This is a genomic window from Pseudomonas sp. H3_A02, from assembly GCF_054671965.1.
Genome location: NZ_CP162807.1, coordinates 1,763,884 through 1,786,154, shown reverse-complemented (window position 1 = coordinate 1,786,154; position 22,271 = coordinate 1,763,884). Strand labels below are relative to the sequence as shown.

The window sequence follows — 22,271 nt, the reverse complement described above, 5'->3', positions numbered from 1 at the left end:
TAGACGCACTGGATTTTCTAAACTTCTGGAAGACATACAGCACAACCGAAACAAGTATCGTGACGACTTGGAGAGGTATCGGCAAAGAATTGAGGGGCTGCTACCCCCGACTCCCGCACCGCCACCCACCTATACACAGTCGAAATTTTGGTATTCAGGACAAACACGCGGTGAAATTATCAGGGACGCAGAGCCGTCGCCCCCCTAACCAAGGCCAATCGAAAAGCGGCGATTGAAAAGCTCCATTCATCATGAAAATAAAAAGGGCGACATCACTGTCGCCCTTCTCCCGTCTTGCTTCCAACCTTACGCCGCACTGAACAACTTATGCGGATCAATCACAAACTTCTTCGGCACGCCCGCATCGAACTCGCCATAACCCTTCGGCGCGTCATCCAGGCTGATCACCTGCACGCCAACGATTTCAGCAATGTTGATGCGGTCCCACATGATCGCCTGCATCAGTTGGCGGTTGTACTTCATCACCGGGGTCTGGCCGGTGTGGAAGCTGTGGGATTTGGCCCAGCCCAGGCCGAAGCGGATGCTCAGGCTGCCCATTTTGGCCGCCGCATCGACGGCGCCCGGGTCTTCGGTGACGTAGAGGCCGGGGATGCCGATCTTGCCGGCGACGCGGACCACGCCCATCAACGAGTTGAGCACGGTGGCCGGGGCTTCGTGCTTGACGCCGTCATGGCCATGGCCGCGGGCTTCGAACCCTACTGCATCGACGGCACAGTCGACTTCAGGCTCGCCCAGCAGCGCGGCGATCTGTTCGTGCAACGGGGTGTCGGTGGAGAGGTCGGCAATTTCGAAACCCTGGGCCTTGGCGTGAGCCAGGCGAACCGGGTTGACGTCGCCGATGATCACCACCGCCGCGCCCAACAGGCGCGCGGAAGCGGCCGCCGCCAGGCCAACCGGGCCGGCACCAGCGATGTAGACGGTGCTGCCAGGGCCAACACCGGCGGTGACGGCGCCGTGGTAGCCGGTCGGCAGAATGTCGGACAGGCAGGTCAGGTCGCGGATTTTCTCCATGGCCTTGTCGCGGTCCGGCAGTTTCAGCAGGTTGAAGTCGGCGTATGGCACCAGCACGTATTCAGCTTGGCCGCCGGTCCAGTCGCCCATGTCCACATAACCGTAGGCACCGCCGGCACGGGCCGGGTTGACGGTCAGGCAGACGCCAGTGTGTTGCTCCTTGCAGGAACGGCAGCGCCCGCAAGCGACGTTGAACGGCACCGACACCAGGTCACCGATTTTCAGGTTCTCGACGTCGCTGCCCTTTTCGATCACTTCACCGGTGATCTCGTGCCCCAGGACCAGGCCGGTCTGGGCAGTGGTACGACCGCGGACCATGTGCTGGTCGGAGCCGCAGATGTTGGTGGAGACCACGCGCAGGATGACACCGTGCTCAATCTTCCTGCCGCGCGGGTCCTGCATTTTTGGATAGTCGATTTTCTGTACTTCGACCTTGCCGTTGCCGAGATACACGACACCACGATTACCAGACATGCTTTCACCTCGCTGTTGTTTTTGTGGAACTGCGTTGCCCAGGCAGGCAGCGCGTTGATTGCTCGGGTTACAGATGCTGTTTTTGCGTTGTTAGTAATGGCCTCTTCGCGAGCAAGCCCGCTCCCACATTCGACTGCATTCCAAAGGTGGAACGCGGTCGAATGTGGGAGCGGGCTTGCTCGCGAAGGCGTCCATCACAGCACCACAGTACGATTGGCGTTCAAGAACACCCTTCTTTCGATGTGATACCCCACGGCCCTGGCCAGGGTCAGCCCTTCGATGTCCCGGCCCTTGGCGATCAGGTCTTCGGGATAGTGACTGTGGTCCACCACTTCCACGCCCTGGGCGATGATCGGGCCCTCGTCCAGGTCGTTGTTGATGTAGTGCGCCGTGGCGCCCACCAGTTTCACGCCTTTGTTGTAGGCCTGATGATACGGCTTGGCGCCCTTGAAGCCCGGCAGCAGCGAGTGATGGATGTTGATCGCCTTGCCGTCGAGCTTGCGGCACAACTCCGGCGACAGCACTTGCATGTAGCGGGCAAGGATCACCAGCTCGGCACCGGTGTCTTCGATCACCTGCCACACCTGTCGCTCCTGGGCCGGCTTGTCGTTCGGGTCCAGGGGGAAATGGTAGTAGGGAATCTGGTGCCAGTCGGCCAGCGGCTTGAGGTCGGGATGGTTGGAGACCACGGCTACCACATCCATGGACAACTGGCCGATGCGCTGGCGGTAGAGCAAATCGTTGAGGCAGTGATCGGCCTTGGAGACCATGATCACCACTTTGGGCCGGTAGTTGGGCGGCGTCAGTTCGAAGACCATGCCGAAGGCTTGCGCACGCTCGGCCAGGCCGGCGCGAAAGGCCTGCTCGTCAAAACCGTCGGGCTGGCGAAACTCCACGCGAATGAAGAAACGCGCCGAGAGCCGGTCGTCGAAGGAATGGTGCTCGGTGACATAGCAGCCCTGCTCGAACAGAAAGCGGGTCACCGCGTCCACCGTGCCGAGCACGCTGGGGCAATCGGCAGTCAAGATCCATGTGTCTGGGGCGCGGCTCATTGCGGTGACTCCTGTTCGTTATGGATAACCCCCCGCCACACACAGAACCTGTGGCGGAGGATTTATCTGTGGGAGCAAAGCTTGCTCGCGATAAAAACAACGCGGTCTATCTGGAACTCAAGCGCCTGTATCGCGAGCAAGCTTTGCTCCCACAGTTTTGCTCCCACAAAGATTGCAGTGCTTCAGGCCTGCACGCTCAACCCATACTCCGCCGCGGCATCCTGCAACCACAGCCACCAGTAATCGGAGAAGCTGCGGCGGATCACCAGTTCCCAGGTGTCTTCGCCGGTGTGGCGGATCACCAGTTGCGACTTGGCGAACACCGTACCCACGGCCTTGCCCACCGGGAAGTTGCTTGGGTGTACATCGTAGCTGGTGGATTTCATCAGCACGTCGCGCACGTTCGGGCCGGACAGCTCGAGGATCTGCTGGCCGCCGCTGACGTTGACGATCTGGATGTGCAGGTCGCCGAGGGCGTCACGCAGTTTCTGCTCGGCGGCGAACTCTTCGCCAGTGGGTACCACCAGCAGCCATTCATCCGGGCCGAGCCATTGCAGGCTGGTTTCACCCTTGACGATGACGGCCAGGGCGCCTGGCAATTCCAGGCCCAGGGCCTTGTGCACGCCGGCGGCGAACGCCGGGTCGTGGCCGTCGCCACGAATAGTCAGGTGACCCAGGAGTTTTTTCTCGCGCACGGTCACGCCGGCGTTCTTGCGACCCTTGCCCACCAGGCTGGCGAGGTCGGCATGGTGCAGCGACGACTCGGCCTTGGCCCCGGTGGTTGGGCGTTGTTGGTACACGTTGACTGCGGTCATATGGAGCACCTGTCTTGAATTCTGCTTTGACCTGCCGATGCGTGGGGCTGTGGGAGCATGGCTTGCCCGCGATGAACGATGACGCGGTCTGATGGTTACCGTGTCGCCTGCATCGCGAGCAAGCTTTGCTCCCACATGCCCCCACCACAGGGCTTAAGGTTTAAATGTTCTGCCGATCCCCTTTCGGATCGAAGAACACCGAAGAAACAATCTCTGCCTCGATCACGCTGCCGTCGGCCAATGGCGCGAACACTCGCTCGCCCATCCGCTTGAGGCCGCCCTTGACCACACCCATGGCAAATGAATAACCCAAGGAGTTGTGGGCGTAGCTGGAGGTCACGTGACCGACCATGGTCATCGGGATCGCCTGCTTGGTGTTGAACACCAGTTGCGCACCTTCCGGCAGCCAGACATTCGGGTCGATCGGCTTGAGGCCCACCAGTTGCTTGCGGTCTTCACGCACGCAATCTTCGCGATTCATGCCACGCCAGCCGATCCACGAGAACGGTTTGGTCCGGCCGACGCACCAGCCCATGTTCAAGTCATCCGGCGTCATCGAGCTGTCCGTGTCCTGACCGACAATGATGAAGCCCTTCTCGGCCCGCAATACGTGCATGGTCTCGGTGCCATACGGGGTCAGGTTGTACTTCTTCCCGGCCTCGGCGATCTGCTCGAGCACGCCCATGGCGTAGTCGGCCTGCACGTTGATTTCGTACGACAGTTCACCGGTAAACGAGATCCGGAACACCCGCGCCGGCACGCCGCCCACCAGGCCTTCCTTCCAGGTCATGAACGGGAACGCGTCCTTGTCCAGGTCGATGTCGGTGACATCGCTCAACAGCTTGCGGCTGTTGGGACCCGACAGGGTCATGGTTGCCCAGTGGTCGGTGACCGAGGTGAAGTACACCTTCAGGTCCGGCCATTCGGTCTGGTGATAGATTTCCAGCCATTGCAGCACGCGTGCCGCGCCGCCCGTGGTGGTGGTCATCAGGAAGTGGTTGTCCGCCAGACAGGCCGTTACGCCGTCGTCGAAGACCATGCCGTCTTCCTTGCACATCAGGCCGTAGCGGGCCTTGCCCACGTCGAGCTTGGTCCAGGCGTTGGTGTACACGCGGTTGAGGAACTCGCGGGCATCCGGGCCCTGGATGTCGATCTTGCCCAGGGTCGAGGCGTCGAGCAGGCCAACGCTGTCACGCACGGCCTTGCATTCGCGCTTGACCGCGGCATGCATGTCTTCGCCGTTCTTCGGGAAGTACCAAGGACGCTTCCACTGGCCGACGTCTTCGAACTCGGCACCGTTTTTCACATGCCATGCATGCAGCGCGGTGAAGCGCACCGGTTCGAAGATGTGCCCGCAGTGCCGGCCAGCCACCGCGCCGAAAGTCACCGGCGTGTAGTTAGGACGGAACATGGTGGTGCCCATCTGGGGGATGCTCACGTTCAGCGAACGGGCCGCGATGGCCAGGCCGTTGACGTTGCCCAGTTTGCCCTGGTCGGTACCGAAGCCCAGTGCGGTGTAGCGCTTGACGTGTTCCACCGACTCGAAGCCTTCGCGGGTAGCGAGTTCGATGGCGGCGGCAGTGACGTCGTTCTGCAGGTCGACGAATTGCTTCGGCGCCCGTGCAGTAGATTTTTCGTGAGGCACCTGGAACAGCGCCAGGGTTGGTTCTTCGTGACGGCTCAGGGCTTTGGGCAACACGCCCTCCACCGTTTTGAAGCCGGCTTCGCTGGCCGCACGCACGCCGCCTTCAAAACCGTCGGCCAAGCTGTCGCCGAGACTGTAGACGCCGTTCACACCGCCAACGCACACACGCTTTTGCGGTGCTTCGCCCGGTACGAAACCGAGGATGTCTTCACGCCAGATCGGCTTGCCGCCCAGGTGCGAAGCCAGGTGGACCACCGGGCTGTAGCCGCCGGAGCTGGCCACCAGGTCGCAGTCCAGCCATTCGCCGGGGCTAGTGACTTTGTGAGCGCGAACGTCGATCGCGGCAACACGTGCCCCGGTGACGCGCTTGCTGCCACGGGCTTCGACCACGGCGCTGCCGGTGAGGATGCGGATGCCCTTGGCGCGGGCTTCTTCCACCAGCGCACCACGCGGGTTGCTGCGGGCGTCGGCCACGGCCACCACTTGCAGGCCGGCGTCGAACCAGTCCAGGGCCACGCGATAGGCGTGGTCGTTGTTGGTGCTCAGCACCAGTTTCTTGCCCGGTGCCACGCCGTAGCGACGCACGTAGGTGGACACCGCGCCGGCCAGCATGTTGCCCGGCACGTCGTTGTTGCCATAGACCAGTGGACGCTCGCAGGCACCGGTCGCCAGCACCACGCGCTTGGCGCGAACGCGGTTGATGCGCTGGCGAACCTGGCCGATCGGTGCGCGGTCGCCGAGGTGATCGGTGAGGCGCTCGTGGATGGTCAGGAAGTTATGGTCGTGGTAACCGTTCACCGTGGCGCGTGGAAGCAGTACCACGTCCGGCATCGACTTGAGTTCAGCGACAACAGCGGCCACCCATTCGGTCGCCGGCTTGCCGTCCAGGCTTTCGCGGGAGTCGAGCAGGCTGCCGCCGAACTCTTCCTGCTCATCGGCCAGGATGACGCGCGCACCACTGCGAGCGGCGGCCAACGCGGCGGCCAGGCCTGCAGGGCCAGCACCGACGATCAGCACGTCGCAGTGACGGTTCATGTAGTCGTAGGTGTCCGGATCGTTCTCGGTCGGCGAGCGACCCAGCCCTGCGGCCTTGCGGATGTACTTCTCGTAGGTCATCCAGAACGATTGCGGGTACATGAAGGTTTTGTAGTAGAAGCCCGGCGGCATCAGCTTGCCGCCGACCTTGCCGAGAATCCCCATCATGTCGTTGTTGACGTTCGGCCAGCCGTTGGTGCTGGTGGCGACCAGGCCTTGGTACAGCGCCTGTTGGGTGGCACGCACGTTAGGGATTTGCGTGGCTTCGGTGGCACCGATCTGCAGCACCGCGTTCGGCTCTTCGGCACCGGCGGCGAAGATGCCGCGCGGCCGCGAATACTTGAAGCTGCGGCCGATGATGTCGACACCGTTGGCCAACAGCGCAGCGGCCAGGGAATCGCCCTCGAAGCCTTTGTAGGTCTGGCCGTTGAAGGTGAAGCTCAGCGCTTTGTTGCGGTCGATCCGTCCGCCGTTGGACAGGCGATTGATCTGGCTCATACCTTCTCTCCCAGAGCCTGTGCAGCCGCTTTCGGACTGTCAGCCTTGTCGGTGAACTGCGGCTTTTGGCCGATCTTGTAGGTTTCGAGAATCTCGTAGGTCACGGTGTCACGGGTCACGTTGAAGTACTGACGGCAACCGGCGACGTGGTCCCACAGTTCATGGTGCAACCCGCGTGGGTTGTCACGGAAGAACATGTAGTCGCCCCACTCTGCGTCGGTGCAGGCGTTCGGATCCAGCGGGCGCGGGATGTGCGCCTGGCCGGATGCATGGAATTCCTCTTCGGAGCGCAGTTCGCCGCAGTGAGGACAGAAGATGTGCAACATAGGGATTTCTCCTGTTAGTGGGCGACGGCAGCAGCGCCGTGTTCGTCGATCAGTGCGCCGTTGTGGAAACGGTCGATGGAAAACGGTGCGGCCAGTGGGTGCATTTCACCCTTGGCCAGGCTGGCAGCGAAGACGTTGCCCGAGCCCGGGGTGGCCTTGAAGCCGCCGGTGCCCCAACCGCAGTTGAAGAACATGTTCGGCACCGGGGTCTTGGAGATGATCGGGCAGGCGTCCGGCGTGGTGTCGACGATGCCGCCCCACTGGCGGTTCATGCGTACGCGGGACAATACCGGGAACATCTCGACGATGGCCTGGACCGTGTGTTCGATCACCGGGTACGAGCCACGCTGGCCGTAGCCGTTGTAGCCGTCGATACCGGCACCGATCACCAGGTCGCCCTTGTCGGACTGGCTGATGTAGCCGTGTACGGCGTTGGACATGATCACGCTGTCGATGATCGGCTTGATCGGCTCGGACACCAACGCTTGCAGCGGGTGGGATTCGATCGGCAGGCGGAAGCCCGCGAGCTTGGCCATGTGCCCGGAGTTACCGGCAGTCACCACGCCGACGCGCTTGGCGCCGATGAAGCCTTTATTGGTTTCCACGCCGATGCACACGCCGTTTTCCTTGCGGAAACCGATCACTTCGGTCTGCTGGATCAGGTCCACGCCCAAGGCGTCCGCCGCCCGGGCAAAGCCCCAAGCCACGGCATCGTGACGGGCCACGCCGCCGCGACGCTGGACGGTGGCGCCCATCACCGGGTAGCGGGTGTTTTTCGAGCAATCCAGGTACGGGATCTCGTCGGCCACTTGCTTGGCGTTGAGCAGCTCGCCGTCCACGCCGTTGAGGCGGTTGGCACTGACGCGACGCTCGGAATCACGGATGTCCTGCAGGGTGTGGCACAGGTTGTAGACGCCACGCTGGGAGAACATCACGTTGTAGTTCAGGTCCTGGGACAGGCCTTCCCAGAGTTTCATCGCGTGTTCGTACAGGTGGGCCGATTCGTCCCACAAGTAGTTGGAGCGCACGATGGTGGTGTTGCGCGCGGTGTTACCGCCGCCCAACCAGCCCTTCTCGACCACCGCCACGTTGGTGATGCCGTGTTCCTTGGCCAGGTAGTAGGCGGTCGCCAGACCATGCCCGCCACCGCCGACGATGACCACGTCATAGACCTTTTTCGGGGTCGGCGTGCGCCACATCCGCTGCCAGTTTTCGTGATGGCTGAGTGAGTGTTTGAAGAGGCCGAAGCCCGAATAGCGTTGCATAGTCATTACTCCAAAACCGACTCAGCGATAAACCGGGAAGTCCGCGCACAGGGCCGCCACTTGCTGGGCGACATTGGCCTCGACATCGGCATCGCCGAGGTTATCGAGAATGTCGCAGATCCAGCCGGCCAGCGTGACGCACTGGGTAACCTTGAAGCCACGGGTGGTCACCGCCGGGGTACCGATGCGCAGGCCCGAAGTCACGAATGGCGATTGCGGGTCGTTCGGCACGGCGTTCTTGTTGACGGTGATGTGGGCGCGGCCCAGGGCAGCATCGGCATCCTTGCCGGTCAGGCCCTGACGGATCAGGCTGACCAGGAACAGGTGGTTATCGGTGCCACCGGACACTACATCGTAGCCGCGCTTGATGAACACGCCAGCCATGGCCTGGGCGTTATCGATCACTTGCTGCTGATAAGCCTTGAAGCCAGGCTCCGCCGCTTCCTTGAAGCACACCGCCTTGCCGGCGATCACATGCATCAGCGGGCCGCCCTGGGCACCCGGGAATACCGCGGCGTTGAGCTTCTTCTCGATTTCTTCGTTGGCCTTGGCCAGGATCAGGCCGCCACGGGGACCGCGCAGGGTCTTGTGGGTGGTGGTGGTGACCACGTCGGCGTAAGGCAGCGGGTTCGGGTACAGACCGGCGGCAACCAGGCCAGCCACGTGGGCCATGTCGACGAACAGCAGGGCACCGACCTTGTCGGCGATCTGGCGGAAACGTGGGAAATCCAGGGTCTTGGAGTAAGCGGAGAAACCGGCGACGATCATTTTCGGCTTGTGCTCGACCGCCAGGCGCTCGACTTCGTCGTAGTCGATCAGGCCGGTGGTGGTGTCGATGCCGTATTGCACCGCGTTGTAGAGCTTGCCCGAGGACGACACTTTGGCACCGTGGGTCAGGTGACCGCCGTGGGCCAGGCTCATGCCCAGGATGGTGTCGCCGGCCTGCAGCAGGGCCAGGTACACGGCGCTGTTGGCCGAAGAGCCGGAGTGCGGCTGGACGTTGGCGTAATCGGCACCGAACAACTGCTTGGCGCGCTCGATGGCCAGGGCTTCGACTTTGTCGACGTGCTCGCAGCCACCGTAGTAGCGCTTGCCTGGATAACCTTCGGCGTACTTGTTGGTCAGGCCGCTGCCCTGGGCCTCCATCACGCGCTTGCTGGTGTAGTTCTCCGACGCGATCAGCTCGATGTGATCTTCCTGGCGTTGCTCTTCGGCGTTCATCGCCGCCAGCAGCGCATCATCGTAGCCTTGAATTTGATCTTGTTTGCTGAACATCGCGTCTCTCCCAGCGGCGGCAGTGCGCCTTTCGTCTCGGTGAGGCACGGACCATTCGGTCGTGCCCTTTGGATGCGATGGTATGGCTGGCGCAGGCATGTCAAATGCCTATGGACGCCACGCAAAGGTGCGTTTACGACATGCGCTCAAAGAGTCGGGGAGCAAGGGCTGCGCGATAGCACTGTGGGAGCAAAGCTTGCTCGCGATCCAGGCGCCTCGGTCCATGGGAGACCGCGTCGCTTTCATCGCGGGCAAGCCTTGCTCCCACAGGCATTGTTCCCACTGGCATTGCTCCCAAAATGCTGCTCCCACAGGGCTATGCGGCGATCTGGCGAACCGCGAGCAAGACCAGGAAATGCGCCGGATAGAGGCCATAGGCCCAACGCCGCATCGCCGGTGGATGAAAACGACCCGCGTGTCGCAAAAGCACCCACCCAAGCCATGGCGCGATCAGGCAGGCCACCAACCCCCAAAGCGCCACCCCATCCCCCAGCCACGCCGCGCCATACAACACCCGCCATTGATTGGCCGCCACGCAGACCAGCCCCGGCAACAAGGCCATATACAAAGGACGCTTGAATACCAGCAACATCGCCAACGGCAGCAACACACCAAAGAAACCGAACATCAGCTGCGACGAAAACAGCGCCGCCAGCAGCAACGCCGTCACCGCCAGGCATCGCGCCTCTAAGGTGGGCGTCTGCCAACAGCGCGCCACAACCAGCCCAAGCACCAGCGTCGGCATGACGTTCAGCGTGGAAGGGCCAGGAATGAACAAGCGGTAGGGGATTTCGCTGACGGCGCTGAATAACAACAACCAGCCCAGGTAACGCCATGGAGCGGTGCTGGCACCGTCGCGCGCCAGGTTCGCCGCCATCGCCAGGCAGAACCACGGGAATGCCAGGCGTCCCGGCACGTACAGCCAATCGACGGAAAAACCGACATATCGCAGGTGATCGAGCACCATCGACAACAATGCCAGCCATTTGAGCAGGTCCAGGGCACCGTCGCGCCGACTCATGCGTGCAGCGGCCCGATGACTTTGTGATTTTCTGACAGAAACATCCGGTGTGTTCCCCCGCTAATCTTGGGTAAAGTGCGCACCAGTATCGACCACGGTGCGACGGACTCAAGCACGCCGAGCCATGATCGACCACGGCGCGACGGACTCAAGCACCCCGAACCATGATCGACCACGGCGCTGTGGACCCAAGCACGCCGAACCAGGGAACGCCCCACCCGGGCATTCCGCCAGGGATCTCTTTACCCAGGACTCTCTATTCAAGGAGCAAGGCCATGACCGACAAGAGTCAACAGTTTGCCAGCGACAACTATTCCGGCATTTGCCCCGAAGCCTGGGCGGCCATGGAAGAAGCCAACCAGGGTCACCAACGCGCCTACGGCGACGACGAGTGGACCCACCGCGCGGCGGACGATTTCCGGGCCTTGTTCGAAACCGACTGCGAAGTGTTCTTCGCGTTCAACGGTACTGCGGCCAACTCCCTGGCCCTGTCCTCGCTGTGCCAGAGTTACCACAGCGTGATCTGCTCGGAAACCGCCCACGTCGAAACCGACGAATGCGGCGCACCGGAGTTCTTCTCCAACGGTTCCAAGCTGCTGGTGGCACGCACCGAAAACGGCAAGCTGACCCCCGAGTCGATCCGTGAGATCGCCCTCAAGCGTCAGGACATCCACTACCCCAAGCCTCGGGTCGTGACCCTGACCCAGGCCACGGAAGTCGGCAGCGTCTACACCCCGGATGAAATCCGCGCCATCAGCGTCACCTGCAAGGAACTGGGGCTGAACCTGCACATGGACGGCGCACGCTTTTCCAACGCCTGCGCCTTCCTCGGCTGCTCACCGGCCGACCTGACCTGGAAGGCCGGTGTGGACGTGTTGTGCTTTGGCGGTACGAAAAACGGCATGGCGGTGGGCGAAGCGATTTTGTTCTTCAACCATGACCTGGCCGTAGACTTCGACTACCGCTGCAAACAGGCCGGGCAACTGGCGTCGAAAATGCGTTTCCTGTCCGCGCCCTGGGTCGGCTTGTTGCAGAACGACGCCTGGCTCAAGCACGCCCGCCACGCCAACCACTGCGCGCAATTGCTGGCAGAGTTGGTCAGCGACATTCCTGGCGTGGAACTGATGTTCCCGGTCCAGGCCAACGGCGTGTTCCTGCAACTGTCGGAACCGGCCATCGCCGCGCTGACCGCCAAGGGCTGGCGCTTCTACACCTTCATCGGCAAGGGCGGCGCACGCTTCATGTGCTCGTGGGATACGCAAGAGGCGCGAGTGCGGGAATTGGCGGCGGATATTCGGGAAGTGATGGCGGGTTAGGAAAGCCGTCCCCCGGCCGGTCATGCCCCCGTGGTGAAAGGGGCTCACTGTGGGAGCAAAGCCTGTGGGAGCAAGGCTTGCCCGCGATGAAAGCGACGCGGTCTCCCATGGACCGAGTCGTCTGCATCGCGAGCAAGCTTTGCTCCCACAGCTTGCTCCCACAGCTTGCTCCTACAGGTCTTGATCTCACAGGAGGTGCTCACCACTACGCGGATGGGCAGGTCAGAAATCGATCCGCACATCCCCCTTCGGCACGCTGCAGCACGACAGGATGTAACCCTCGGCCTCGTCGTCTTCAGTGATCCCGCCGTTGTGCTCCATCTCCACTTCCCCGCCCAGCTTCAGCACCTTGCAAGTGCCGCAGATACCCATGCCGCAGGCCTTGGGGATCATCATGCCGAGTTTGGCAGCGGCGGCGTGTACGGTTTCGCCCGGCCCCACGCGGATGCTCTTGCCCGAAGAGGTGAATTCCACCAAGTGCAGGTCCGCAGCATCGACTTCCGGCGCGTCGGCCGCCTGTTCGGCCTGTTCCACGGCGTCGGCGCGGGCTTCCGGTGGCGTGGCGCCGAAGGATTCCTCGTGATAACGCTTCATGTCGAAGCCAGCGGTTTCCAGCAGACGCTTGACCGCGTTCATGTACGGCGTCGGGCCGCAGCAGAACACCTCGCGCTCCAGGAAATCCGGCGCCATCAGCTCGAGCATCTTGTGGTTCAGGTAGCCGCGATAACCAGCCCAGGGTTCGCCAAGACCGTGCTTTTCGCAGATCAGGTGCAAACTGAAGTTGTCGATCCGCGACGCCATGTGCTCCAGCTCGCGGTGATAGATGATGTCCTTGGGCGAGCGGGCGCTGTGGATGAAGGTCATGTCGACATTGGCGTTGGTGTCGTAGTACCAGCGCGCCATGGACATCACCGGGGTAATCCCGACGCCGCCGCTGAGATAGAGCACCTTGGGGCTGGAGAAGTCGATGGCGTTGAACAACCCCACCGGCCCGTGCACCGCCAGCTCCTGACCTTCGTGCAGGGTGTCATGCAACCAGTTGGACACCTTGCCCCCCGGCACGCGCTTGATGGTTACCGAGAAACTGTAGGGCACCGACGGCGAGCTGGAGATGGTGTAGGAGCGCATGATCGGCTGGCCTTCGATTTCCAGCTCCAGGGTGACGAATTGCCCCGGCTTGAAAAAGAACATGATCGGCTGGTCGGCCATGAAGCAGAAGGTGCGCACATCCCAGGTTTCCTGGATGACTTTGACGCAACGTACGATATGTCGGCCATTGGCCCAGGTCTGGGTGGTGACCGGGTTCAGGAAGTTATTGGACATGCTGATCTCCACGGCCGACTGTCGGCCTTCATGATGGCGATTGTGCGCAGGCGCCTGGGTGACCATTTACCTATCTGCGACATTCACATACTTATCGCGACCAGCCCTTAACTACCGGGGCTTGCGCGTCGGGAACAGATTGGGCCATGTCGCCCATGGATAAGGTTCGGCCCCTGCGCGGCCCCACACTCGCCCCAACAGATAAACAAAGTTTTCTGCCTTGCGTAGCACAACCGATTAGTCATTTTCACCGGCTCCGCTTAGAGGGCCACGAGGATAAAACGATGGACACCACTACCCTGAGCCTGGGCGATCCGCTGGAACCCGCACGCAAGGCCACCGCGCAAATGCTGCAAGAGCGCGAGCGCACCTTTTCGCTGCCACAACCGTTCTACAGCGATGAGCGCCTGTTCGATATCGACATGCAGGAAATCTTCCAGAAAGAATGGTTGATCGCCGGCATGACTTGCGAAATCCCGGCCAAGGGCAACTACCTGACCCTGCAAGTCGGCAAGAACCCGATCATCGTGATTCGCGGCGCCGACGGCGTGGTCCACGCTTTCCACAACGTCTGCCGTCACCGTGGCTCGCGGCTGTGCACCAGTGAAAAGGGCAAAGTCGCCAAACTGGTCTGCCATTACCACCAGTGGACCTACGAGCTGGATGGTCGCCTGCTGTTCGCCGGCACCGAGATGGGCGCCGACTTCGACATGAAGCAGTACGGCCTCAAGCCTGTGAACGTAAAGACCGCTGGCGGCTACATTTTCATCAGCCTGGCCGAAAACCCGCCGGCCATTGATGACTTCCTGTCGACGCTGAACCATTACATGGAACCGTACGACATGGAGAACACCAAGGTGGCGGTGCAAACCACCTTGATGGAAAAAGCCAACTGGAAACTGGTACTGGAAAACAACCGCGAGTGCTACCACTGCAACGCCTCGCACCCTGAATTGCTCAAGACCCTGCTGGAATGGGACGACGTCACCGACCCGCGGGCCGACCAGGCCTTCAAGGACCACGTGGCCGCTTCTGCCGCCGCCTGGGACGCCGAGAAGATCCCTTACGCCCACGCCAGCTTCGGCCTGCGTAACCGTATCGTGCGCATGCCGCTGCTCAAGGGCACCGTGTCGATGACCATGGACGGCAAGCAAGGCTGCGCCAAGCTGATGGGCCGCATCAAGAACCCGGACCTGGGCTCGATGCGCATCCTGCACCTGCCGCACTCGTGGAACCACTGCATGGGCGACCACATCATCGTGTTCACCGTGTGGCCGATCAGCGCCCAGGAAACCATGGTCACCACCAAGTGGCTGGTGCACAAGGACGCGGTCGAAGGCGTGGACTACGACGTGGCGCGCATGCGGGAAGTCTGGGACGCCACCAACGACCAGGACCGTCGCCTGGCCGAAGAGAACCAGCGCGGCATCAACTCCACCGCCTACCAGCCTGGCCCATACTCCAAGACCTATGAGTTCGGCGTGGTGAACTTCGTGGATTGGTACAGCGAGCGCATGCTCAACAACCTGGGGGCGGAACCTGCGCCGTACCTCAAGGGCGTTCCGGTCCAGGGCTAAGTCAAAAGCATCGCGAGCAAGCTCGCTCCCACAGGGGTTCTGTGTCGTTCACAAAACCTGTGGGAGCGAGCTTGCTCGCGATAGCGGTCTCCCGTTCACCCGATTACTGTGAAGACCACCGCACCGAACCATCCTCCCCATAAAACGTCTCGACAATCTCCTCCCCCTTCAGCCGCACCTTCACATACCCGTTCAACACCCGCTGCGGATACGCCTCGTCCCCCGCCAACTGAGTCTCCGACCACAGCACCCGGGCATGCCCGTTCAGCTCGCTGGTGGTGCCGTAAGGGATCGCTCCATGTCCGGCACAGCGCGCGTGCAACCCGCCTTGGGGCGCGTAGCAGATGCCGTTGTGCAAATGCCCCCAATACCAGTAATCCGGCTCGCGCCCCAGGGCGTCGCACACCGGTTGGTAAAGCGCAGTCTTGTTGTGCCCGGAAATATCGAAGCCCTGGTGATGACTGAGCACCATCAGTTTCTTGCGCTTGGGCAGGGCTTTCATCCACTCGATCTGCTGGGTGTTGAGGGTACCGTCCATGTACAGGTTCATCGCGTCCGAGGCGTAGGCGCTGTCCAGGCCGACCACCAGCCAGTCGTCGTTGTACAAGGCAAAGTAGCTGGTGCCTTGCTGCACTGGGAAACGCTTGGACAGTTCCTTGAAATAGCCGTGGGCCCCGCTGTACATCTCGTGGTTGGAATTGAGGGTGAAAGAGCCGTGCTTGCCTTGGGGCCAGCCGACCATGTCGACGTCTTCCTGGGAATGGGTGCCGGCGTAATACACATCGCCCAGGTGGATGGTGAAATCGGCCAGGGCCAATTGCATCTGGTTGGCCACCGCCACCGCCGGCGCGTGGCTGTCGAACGGCCCGGTGCCCCAGTCGCCAGCGATGGCCAGCACCACGTCGCTGTCCATTTTCACCAGCGCCGGGTTGGTGGCGAACGGCGCGTGATGGCCCAGGTTCTCGATCCACTTGAGCAACGCCTCGCTCCACAGCAGGTCCAGCAGTTCCCACTTGCGACAACCGAGCAAGGTGCCGTCCTTGAGCACCCGGGTCGGCAGTTCGTCCTCGCTTTGCGGCAAGGGCGTGGCATTGCCGATCTTGAGGATCGACAAGCCGTGGGACAACTCCCAGGGCACGGCCGGTTCGTCGTCCGGCAGGTCGCCATGTTCGATGACGTGCCGGGCCTGGTCGTGGCCTCGCTGCAGCAGCTTGACGATGGCCTGGAACTCCTCGGGTTCCAGGTCGTTGACGAGTTTTTTCCAGGACATTTCCAGACGCGTGACCAACCCGTGCAGGCGGACCTTGACCTTGTCGAACTCATGTTCCCAATGGTGCAGTAATGACATGTGAACGCTCCTTCGTTGTGCCCTGGGCTACAGGGTCTTCATGAATTCGATCAGGGCCCGTTTGTCGACGTCCGACAGCTGCGTGCCATACAGGTGGCCGCCGTTGTGGTTGCCTTCCAGGCGGGTGTCGTATTTGAAATCCGCCGACGCCTTCATTTGCGCGCCGCTGGTGATAAAGCCGACCTTCTCCTGGTCGTAGATGTCGGAGCCGGTGTAGAACACCTGCGGCCGCTGTTCCGGCGCTTGCAGCAAATCCCACAGGGTCGGCACCGAACCGTTGTGCAGGTACGGCGCCCGCAACCAGATGCCATCGGTGGGGGTGTTGCTGTAGCTCTGGGTCTTGCGGTAAGCGCCAAAGTCGAACGGCGGTTTCTTGAAGCCGTGGAACGCCGCCACCAGGCCGGTGGTGAAGGAATTCAGGCGATGGGGGTCGGTGCCCAACTGGTCGATGTTGGTGGTGACCTGGCCGGTGTCGCTGCGGCCGAAATCATGGCAGCCAGCGCAGTTTTTCTCCCAGATCGGTTTGCCCTGGGCGACTTTCCCTTGGTCCAGGACGAACGGCCAGGCCGGGGCCTTGTGGCCCAACAGCCAGTTGGTCACCCGGTTGAAACTCGGTGGCAGCACCGATTCCGGCGTCGCGCCCACGGCCATGGCCGCTGCGTAATTACGCTCGTGGATCTTGTTGTTATTGCCATCCCAATGCAGGTACATGGACTCGCGGGGTTTCTGGTTCCAGACCTGTGGCAGATCCACGGTGCCGATGGTGGAGTCATCCGGGAAGCCGAACACCACCATTTTGGTCGGGTTGAAGGTGTCGGTCCGCCCTGGCCCCTGGGCCGGACGCAACTTCTGCCAAGCGTAGGCCTGCTTCTGCTTGAGCAACGCACTCTTGGCCATCGGGATGATCAGGTAACGGTTGTACAGCTTTTCGAAAAAGCCCAGCTGGAACTTGCCATTGATCGCCGCCATCACCGCATCGGGGGTGAATTTCGGGTCGCTGGCACATTCGTAGGCGAACCATTGGAAGGCCTGCAGTTGCAGGGTATTGGCCGGCGCGGAAGCGACCGGCACCGCGACGTCAGTGGCATTGGCCCGGTAGGAGCCGGTGTGGCACAGGGCGCAGTTGGGCTCGACGGTGGGGTAACCGAGTTGCCGCTTGGCCATGCCGATAGGCAGGTCGTTGCCGTTTTCATAGAGGAACCCGAACACTTCGTAGCCGCCCGGCTTGGGCAGTTTTTCCGGGCACATCTGCGGCAGCACGGCGAACAGGTAGTAGGGAATCCGCGCCTCGATGCCCAGGCCGATCGCGGCGTATTTGTAATGGTCTTCGTCGGAGGCGAAGTCCGCTTGCGGCACCTCTCGGATCATCTGGTACCAGGTCTGGTAGCCGATGAAACCCAGCAGCAATACCACCACCAACATGCCGACCTTGAACCCGTGGCTCTGCCAGCGCAGCGCCCAGCCGGCGCGCCATTCCCGCCAACCGGCGCAAAGCAAGGCCAGCGGACGATTGTCCACCGGGCTGCCCAGGTACAGCAGCACGCCCAGGATCAGGAACATGCTCAGGTCGCCCATCAACATCGGTTTGAATAATTGGCCCTGGTTGTTGGTGTTGATCAAGTAGATCCAGAACACCACCGCCACCAGCCGCGACAGCACGCACAACCACGAATGCACCACGAAACGCGGCGCGTTGAACCCCGAAGGCATGTAGAACAGGCTGATCCCCACCAGCAACATGCCGGCGTTCTCCAGCCAGGGATCGGACAATACGGGGGGCAGGCCGATCATGGACGTCAGCAATGCCGGCGCGAACAGCGCCGGGATCGCGAAGAACATGTTCATGACAATCCCGACCCAGATGATGCGTTGGAACCAGCGGATGTAAGTATTCATGGGCATCCTTTTTCCTTATTCCCGACTCACGAGATGCAGCGCTCTGGTGATCGCCATCGCGAGCAAGCTCGCTCCCACACTGGATGTGTGGCGTGCACGAATTCAGCGGCACATAGCCCCCTGTGGGAGCGAGCTTGCTCGCGATGCAGGCGACTCGGTCTTGCGTCAACCGAGCGCGGTTTTCTCCAAGTGCTCAAGGATGATCGGATACACATCCACCACCGCGTCCTTGCCGAACATGCAGTCGATGTGGCCGTACCCCGGCACTTCGTGGCGGCTGAACAACTGCGGGCCGTGCATCTCGCACAGTCGCTCGTAGGTCTTGAGGGTGCTTTGCGGCAGGTAGCACTGGTTGTCGGCGCCGCTGATGAAGCAGATCGGCAACTTCAACCGATCGAAATGCGGCATGTAGACGTCGTTGCCCTTGAAGTCCACCAGGTGCCCCTTGCGCACGATCAGCGCCAGGTGCTCGAAGGTCTGGATGTTCGACTCGCCGAACAACTCATGCAGGTTGTCGTGCAGGGTTTCGTTGAGGGTGTCGTGGCGATACAGCGAGGCGTACATGAACGTGATGCGATGGCAGACCGGGTTGGTGCAATAGCCCTGAGCCTCGATCCGGGCATAGCCGTTGAGGGCCTTATCGTAAAGTTTGTTGAACCAGCTTTCCTTGGTGTCGGCGTAGGCCGTGAGGGACTTGATGCCGATAGCATCGAGCATCCCCGGCAAGTGCAAACCGGCCTTCAGCCCGGTGGCGGTGGCAACCACCGTGTCGGCGGCGATCTGCGAGCAGACCACCGAGCGCACCCCTTGCAAGCCCGCCAGCATCGACATGAAGAAGGTCGTCGCGCCATAGCAATGCACCACGCATTGCACGTCACGGGCCAGGGTCGCCTGTTGGATCTGCTCGATGGCGGCCTTGAAATCGTACTGGGCCACCTGGTCGCCGTTCCATTCGTTCTTGCTGGCCGGCAGCAGAATGCTCACGCGCAAATCCAGCAGCCAGACGTCGTATTCGTGCTTGCAGAGGTATTCCAGCAGGTTGGTGTGGATGGTGTCGGTGGAGAAAATGTTCGAGCCCACGCCCAGGCCATGGACCAACATCACCGGGCCTTTGGTACCGGCCTGGTAACGGGTCAGGCGCAGCTCGACGTTGTCGTCGGTCGGGAAGAAATGCACCACCGGCGCCGGTGCATCCAACGGCCGTTTCAGTCGGGGCGGCGCGTCCGGGTTGAAATAGACATCGCCGGCGAAGACACCGCCGTAGCTCTCCCACAGGATCCCGGCAAAGAATTTTCCGAACCGCGCCAATGCCTCCACGCGCTCACGCTCGTTGCGGGCGTTGAGCACTTTCATGGTGGTCATCTGCTTGGCGAAATCGGCCGGCAGGATGTGCATCACCCCGGAGCCGATCACCGCGCCGGTCTTGTCCGGCCCGCGATAGAGCGTGACGTACAGGGTGCTGGTGTCGTGCCAGACGTTCAGCACGCCGTTGTCCTCGGGCACGGTCTTGAAGGCACTGAAGTAATAGTCACTGCCGTCTTCGGCGGTCAGCTTCATGTCGTAGTTCATGTGCCGCACGCCGACCTGCTCCTGGTATTGCTCGAACAGGTTGAACACCCCATTGCTGGCGACCAGCGGCTGCGGCGAGAGCAGCGGTGCATCGAGGGTGCCCACCAGGGTCGCGGCGTGTTCCGGCTCCTTGATCAAGCGGTTGAGGTCGGCGGCGGTGATGGTCAGGGTGAATTCGATGGGCGAGTTGTCGGCCTTGCCCCGCTTGGCCGCCGCTTCGTACAGGCTCAGATCGGTGCCCTGGGCCTGGGTGAAGGCCGTGGAGAAGTAGCCTTTCATGGTTTCGGTGAATTGCACGCCGAGGGTCGGCGGCGCCACCGCTTTGCGCGGGGCCGAGGGCAGCGTGTAGTCGATGATCCAGCCACGGTCGGCCGCCAGCAGCCCCATGTTGCGCTCGCTCACCGCCGAAATGGTCAGCAGCGGATTGACCGCCAGGGACGTGGGGATCACCGCACCGTCGGTCACGTACAGGCCCGGGTAGACATCGGTGCCGCTGGCGCCACTGAACACCTGGCCCTTGTGGTTGACCACGCCTTGGGTCGCGTCTTCGCCCATCACGCAACCGCCCAGGGGATGAACCGAGACGATGCTGTGCTTGAGCAGCTTGGTCCAGATCGGGTTCTCGACCCAGATCCCGCCCAGGGCCTTGGTGCTCTGGTGCAGCCGCTCGTTGCCGAGGGTGACGTTCTCCTGTTCGCCGACGCCAGGCCAGTCGATGCGCAACTGGTCCTTGTTGTCGAGCAGCATGCGGCCCTTGGCGTTGTCATGGCTCATGATCAAGTAGGTCTGCATGTTGTGCAGCGCGCCGTAATACGGCCCGCGCAGAAAGCTCTCGGCTTCGCGACCCTTGTACTTGAGGCTGGCCCCGAAGCCGGTGTCGGTGGGCACGCCAATCATTTCGGCAAACGCCGCCATGCTCGGCACCATGGCACGGCCGAGGGCGCCGGGAATCGAACCTTCCTCGATGACCATGCGGCTGCGCCAGTCGCCTTCGGTGCGCATGTCGATGATCGAGGTGATGCACGGCCCCACCGGTTCCAGCTCCTTGGCCGAATGGGCACCAAAGCCGATGCCGTTGATGACCTGGTCACAGTTGTGGCCGAAGCCGAGGATGTCGCCATTGCCGCTCATGTGCTCGCCCAACTGGCTGGACATGGACAAGCCCTTGGCCCGCGAGCGCAACATGATTTCGGTGGAGCCCAGGGTGCCGGCGGACACCACCACGATATCGGCCCGCACGAACAACGTGGGCGCCGAGAACAGCTCGCGGCCGCTGTCCAGGTATTGGAAGTGCACGATCCAGCCGTCGCCGTCGCGCTCCAGGTGCCGCACCTCGGCCTGGCAGAAAATCTCCGCGCCGTGGTTCCAGGCATCCGGCAGGTAGTTCATCAGCGTGGTGTTCTTGGCCTTGTTGTTACAGCCCGAGACGCAATCGCCGCAGCCGTTGCAGGGCAACTGTTCGACGCCGACGTGGTTGAGGTTGTTGGGCAACTTGTCGAAGGTCACGTTGATCGGCGGCTTGTAGAAATGCGCGCCTTGCTTGAGGTAATCGGCTGACTTCTTATGGGCGTCGAGCTTGGGCAGGTTCGGCTCCGACGCCGGATAGGGGTTGGGCTTGAGCATCTCCCGGGCCCGGGCGTAGCCGTCCTTGAGCAACGTGTCCTGGTGGTCCCGTACCGCCTGCGGCCAACGCAGGTCCTCGAACACGCCAGGCTCAGGCTCCAGCGCAACGTTGGCATTGATCAGCGACGTACCGCCCAGGCCACAACCGACTACCACGTTCTGCTGGGCGTTGACGTGCAGGTCGAACAGGCCGGTGCGCGAACCAATGTGACCGTCGGGATCATGGACTTGCAGTTCTTCGGTGGCCGCCAGCAGGGTGTTGGGGTATTCGCCGGGCTGCATTTCCCGGCCACGCTCCAGTAGGCACACCTTGCGTCCGGCCCGGGACAGGCGCGAGGCAGCAATGCCGCCACCGTAGCCGGAACCGATGACGATCACGTCGTAGTGTTCCTGGATATCACTGATGGGGGTTGAGATCCGTGTCATGTTCAAGTCCTCTCAGGCAGAAGGGGCAACTCTGCGGTTGCCTGCAAATCGATAGGCGCACGAACGCCTGGCTACTGTCCCATGCAGGGGCCAGCGGCAGTCAGCGGTGCTACAGGGGGAAAAACCGGATGCTATAGACGCGCACGCTGATTGGCGGCGCGACGATGGATGCGTTTGTGCAGCGAAGTGGGCGGTGCCGGGACGCAGGTCAGTGGGGGAAGCGGGTGCGTGCGGGGGGGCTGGCTATCCATCATGTGTTCTCCCTGAACCTGATGTGGATAAAGTGGCAATGTCCTTGTGCCATGGAAGTGAAGACAGCCGACAGACCTGCGTCAAGGTGGTTCCTTAGAACTGTATGAAATTTGATCTATCGCGATTTGCGCTATGCGGGCCGTGGCTTGCAGCGTTTGGCGAACAAGTTATCCACATGACCACCCACAGCAAATGGGGACAAGTGTGCGTAGGTTGGGCATTTTTTCTACGGCAAAGTGAATAAAAACCGTGACTTATGAACAACCGCGGTTTTCCTGGCTTATTGGTTGTTTTTTGACCAGATCTCTGTAAGCCCCGAAATTCCTGGGCTGTGGCGGTGAGCGAACACCTTATCCACAGAAGCGCCAACAGTGTTTGGGGGTAATTTTGACGATTCTGTGGAAAACTGTCGCAACGGCTGGTAAATCGGGGTTTTGGTGGGATTTTTCGGGGAAAACCGATCATTCGATCATTTAATGATCAATTCTCTAAACGCCCCGGCC

At 61.7% G+C, this 22,271-nt stretch carries 14 protein-coding genes; 2 read left to right on the top strand and 12 right to left on the bottom strand.

Annotated elements, in window-relative coordinates; genetic code table 11:
* Nucleotides 1–306: 306 nt before the first annotated feature.
* The 8 genes from fdhA to AB4N80_RS07660 form a co-directional block, all read right to left on the bottom strand.
* Nucleotides 307–1,506, bottom strand: coding sequence for a formaldehyde dehydrogenase, glutathione-independent (gene fdhA, locus AB4N80_RS07695; RefSeq protein WP_122566627.1), 1,200 nt, complete (start codon nt 1,504–1,506; stop codon nt 307–309).
* Nucleotides 1,507–1,700: 194 nt separating this feature from the next.
* Nucleotides 1,701–2,558 carry a formyltetrahydrofolate deformylase gene (gene purU / locus AB4N80_RS07690; RefSeq protein ID WP_060740301.1) on the bottom strand — a complete coding sequence of 286 codons (858 nt, stop codon included), beginning with the start codon at nt 2,556–2,558 and terminating at the stop codon, nt 1,701–1,703.
* 182 nt (nt 2,559–2,740) lie between these two features.
* Nucleotides 2,741–3,373 (bottom strand): sarcosine oxidase subunit gamma, encoded by a 633-nt coding sequence (locus AB4N80_RS07685; RefSeq protein ID WP_122566626.1) that lies wholly within the window; start codon nt 3,371–3,373, stop codon nt 2,741–2,743.
* A 160-nt stretch (nt 3,374–3,533) separates the two neighbouring features.
* Nucleotides 3,534–6,551 carry a sarcosine oxidase subunit alpha gene (locus AB4N80_RS07680; RefSeq protein ID WP_305468716.1) on the bottom strand — a complete coding sequence of 1,006 codons (3,018 nt, stop codon included), beginning with the start codon at nt 6,549–6,551 and terminating at the stop codon, nt 3,534–3,536.
* The gene (locus AB4N80_RS07675; RefSeq protein ID WP_122566624.1) at nt 6,548–6,877 is read right to left on the bottom strand and encodes a sarcosine oxidase subunit delta; all 330 of its coding nucleotides are present in this window, start codon (nt 6,875–6,877) and stop codon (nt 6,548–6,550) included. The genes AB4N80_RS07680 and AB4N80_RS07675 overlap by 4 nt, the downstream gene beginning before the upstream one ends.
* Before the next feature lie 14 nt (nt 6,878–6,891).
* Nucleotides 6,892–8,142: a sarcosine oxidase subunit beta gene (locus tag AB4N80_RS07670; RefSeq protein ID WP_003177603.1), complete on the bottom strand. Its 1,251-nt coding sequence runs from the start codon at nt 8,140–8,142 to the stop codon at nt 6,892–6,894.
* A 21-nt stretch (nt 8,143–8,163) separates the two neighbouring features.
* Nucleotides 8,164–9,417 carry a serine hydroxymethyltransferase gene (gene glyA, locus AB4N80_RS07665; protein ID WP_003206308.1) on the bottom strand — a complete coding sequence of 418 codons (1,254 nt, stop codon included), beginning with the start codon at nt 9,415–9,417 and terminating at the stop codon, nt 8,164–8,166.
* Nucleotides 9,418–9,733: 316 nt separating this feature from the next.
* Complete coding sequence (locus AB4N80_RS07660) at nt 9,734–10,438, bottom strand: TraX family protein (RefSeq protein ID WP_122566623.1); 705 nt, start codon at nt 10,436–10,438, stop codon at nt 9,734–9,736.
* A 275-nt stretch (nt 10,439–10,713) separates the two neighbouring features.
* Here AB4N80_RS07660 and AB4N80_RS07655 point away from each other — a divergent pair, with 275 nt between their 5' ends.
* Entirely contained in the window at nt 10,714–11,754 is a 1,041-nt protein-coding gene (locus tag AB4N80_RS07655; protein ID WP_460081367.1) for a threonine aldolase family protein, read from the top strand.
* Between the two features lie 222 nt (nt 11,755–11,976).
* Here the strand turns inward: AB4N80_RS07655 and gbcB are convergent, their stop codons facing one another.
* On the bottom strand, nt 11,977–13,077 hold the full coding sequence (gene gbcB, locus AB4N80_RS07650; protein WP_122566620.1) for a glycine-betaine demethylase subunit GbcB: 1,101 nt from the start codon (nt 13,075–13,077) through the stop codon (nt 11,977–11,979).
* Nucleotides 13,078–13,361: 284 nt separating this feature from the next.
* Between gbcB and gbcA the strand changes: the two genes are divergently transcribed.
* Nucleotides 13,362–14,654 carry a glycine-betaine demethylase subunit GbcA gene (gbcA, locus tag AB4N80_RS07645; protein WP_122566619.1) on the top strand — a complete coding sequence of 431 codons (1,293 nt, stop codon included), beginning with the start codon at nt 13,362–13,364 and terminating at the stop codon, nt 14,652–14,654.
* Nucleotides 14,655–14,757: 103 nt separating this feature from the next.
* Here gbcA and AB4N80_RS07640 read toward each other — a convergent pair whose 3' ends face one another.
* The 3 genes from AB4N80_RS07640 to AB4N80_RS07630 all read right to left on the bottom strand — a co-directional run bounded on the left by AB4N80_RS07640 (nt 14,758) and on the right by AB4N80_RS07630 (nt 21,516).
* Nucleotides 14,758–16,002, bottom strand: a complete 1,245-nt coding sequence (locus AB4N80_RS07640; RefSeq protein WP_460081363.1) for a metallophosphoesterase — start codon at nt 16,000–16,002, stop codon at nt 14,758–14,760.
* 27 nt (nt 16,003–16,029) lie between these two features.
* Nucleotides 16,030–17,898 (bottom strand): c-type cytochrome, encoded by a 1,869-nt coding sequence (locus AB4N80_RS07635; protein WP_460081360.1) that lies wholly within the window; start codon nt 17,896–17,898, stop codon nt 16,030–16,032.
* 165 nt (nt 17,899–18,063) lie between these two features.
* Complete coding sequence (locus AB4N80_RS07630) at nt 18,064–21,516, bottom strand: GMC oxidoreductase (protein WP_305491240.1); 3,453 nt, start codon at nt 21,514–21,516, stop codon at nt 18,064–18,066.
* Between the last annotated feature and the right edge of the window lie 755 nt (nt 21,517–22,271).

Bases quoted from the DNA above. Each gene is read 5' to 3' on its own strand.
- fdhA (WP_122566627.1), bottom strand. From the start codon at position 1,506: ATGTCTGGTAATCGTGGTGTCGTGTATCTCGGCAACGGCAAGGTCGAA.
- purU (WP_060740301.1), bottom strand. From the start codon at position 2,558: ATGAGCCGCGCCCCAGACACATGGATCTTGACTGCCGATTGCCCCAGC.
- AB4N80_RS07685 (WP_122566626.1), bottom strand. From the start codon at position 3,373: ATGACCGCAGTCAACGTGTACCAACAACGCCCAACCACCGGGGCCAAG.
- AB4N80_RS07680 (WP_305468716.1), bottom strand. From the start codon at position 6,551: ATGAGCCAGATCAATCGCCTGTCCAACGGCGGACGGATCGACCGCAAC.
- AB4N80_RS07675 (WP_122566624.1), bottom strand. From the start codon at position 6,877: ATGTTGCACATCTTCTGTCCTCACTGCGGCGAACTGCGCTCCGAAGAG.
- AB4N80_RS07670 (WP_003177603.1), bottom strand. From the start codon at position 8,142: ATGCAACGCTATTCGGGCTTCGGCCTCTTCAAACACTCACTCAGCCAT.
- glyA (WP_003206308.1), bottom strand. From the start codon at position 9,417: ATGTTCAGCAAACAAGATCAAATTCAAGGCTACGATGATGCGCTGCTG.
- AB4N80_RS07660 (WP_122566623.1), bottom strand. From the start codon at position 10,438: ATGAGTCGGCGCGACGGTGCCCTGGACCTGCTCAAATGGCTGGCATTG.
- AB4N80_RS07655 (WP_460081367.1), top strand. From the start codon at position 10,714: ATGACCGACAAGAGTCAACAGTTTGCCAGCGACAACTATTCCGGCATT.
- gbcB (WP_122566620.1), bottom strand. From the start codon at position 13,077: ATGTCCAATAACTTCCTGAACCCGGTCACCACCCAGACCTGGGCCAAT.
- gbcA (WP_122566619.1), top strand. From the start codon at position 13,362: ATGGACACCACTACCCTGAGCCTGGGCGATCCGCTGGAACCCGCACGC.
- AB4N80_RS07640 (WP_460081363.1), bottom strand. From the start codon at position 16,002: ATGTCATTACTGCACCATTGGGAACATGAGTTCGACAAGGTCAAGGTC.
- AB4N80_RS07635 (WP_460081360.1), bottom strand. From the start codon at position 17,898: ATGAATACTTACATCCGCTGGTTCCAACGCATCATCTGGGTCGGGATT.
- AB4N80_RS07630 (WP_305491240.1), bottom strand. From the start codon at position 21,516: ATGACACGGATCTCAACCCCCATCAGTGATATCCAGGAACACTACGAC.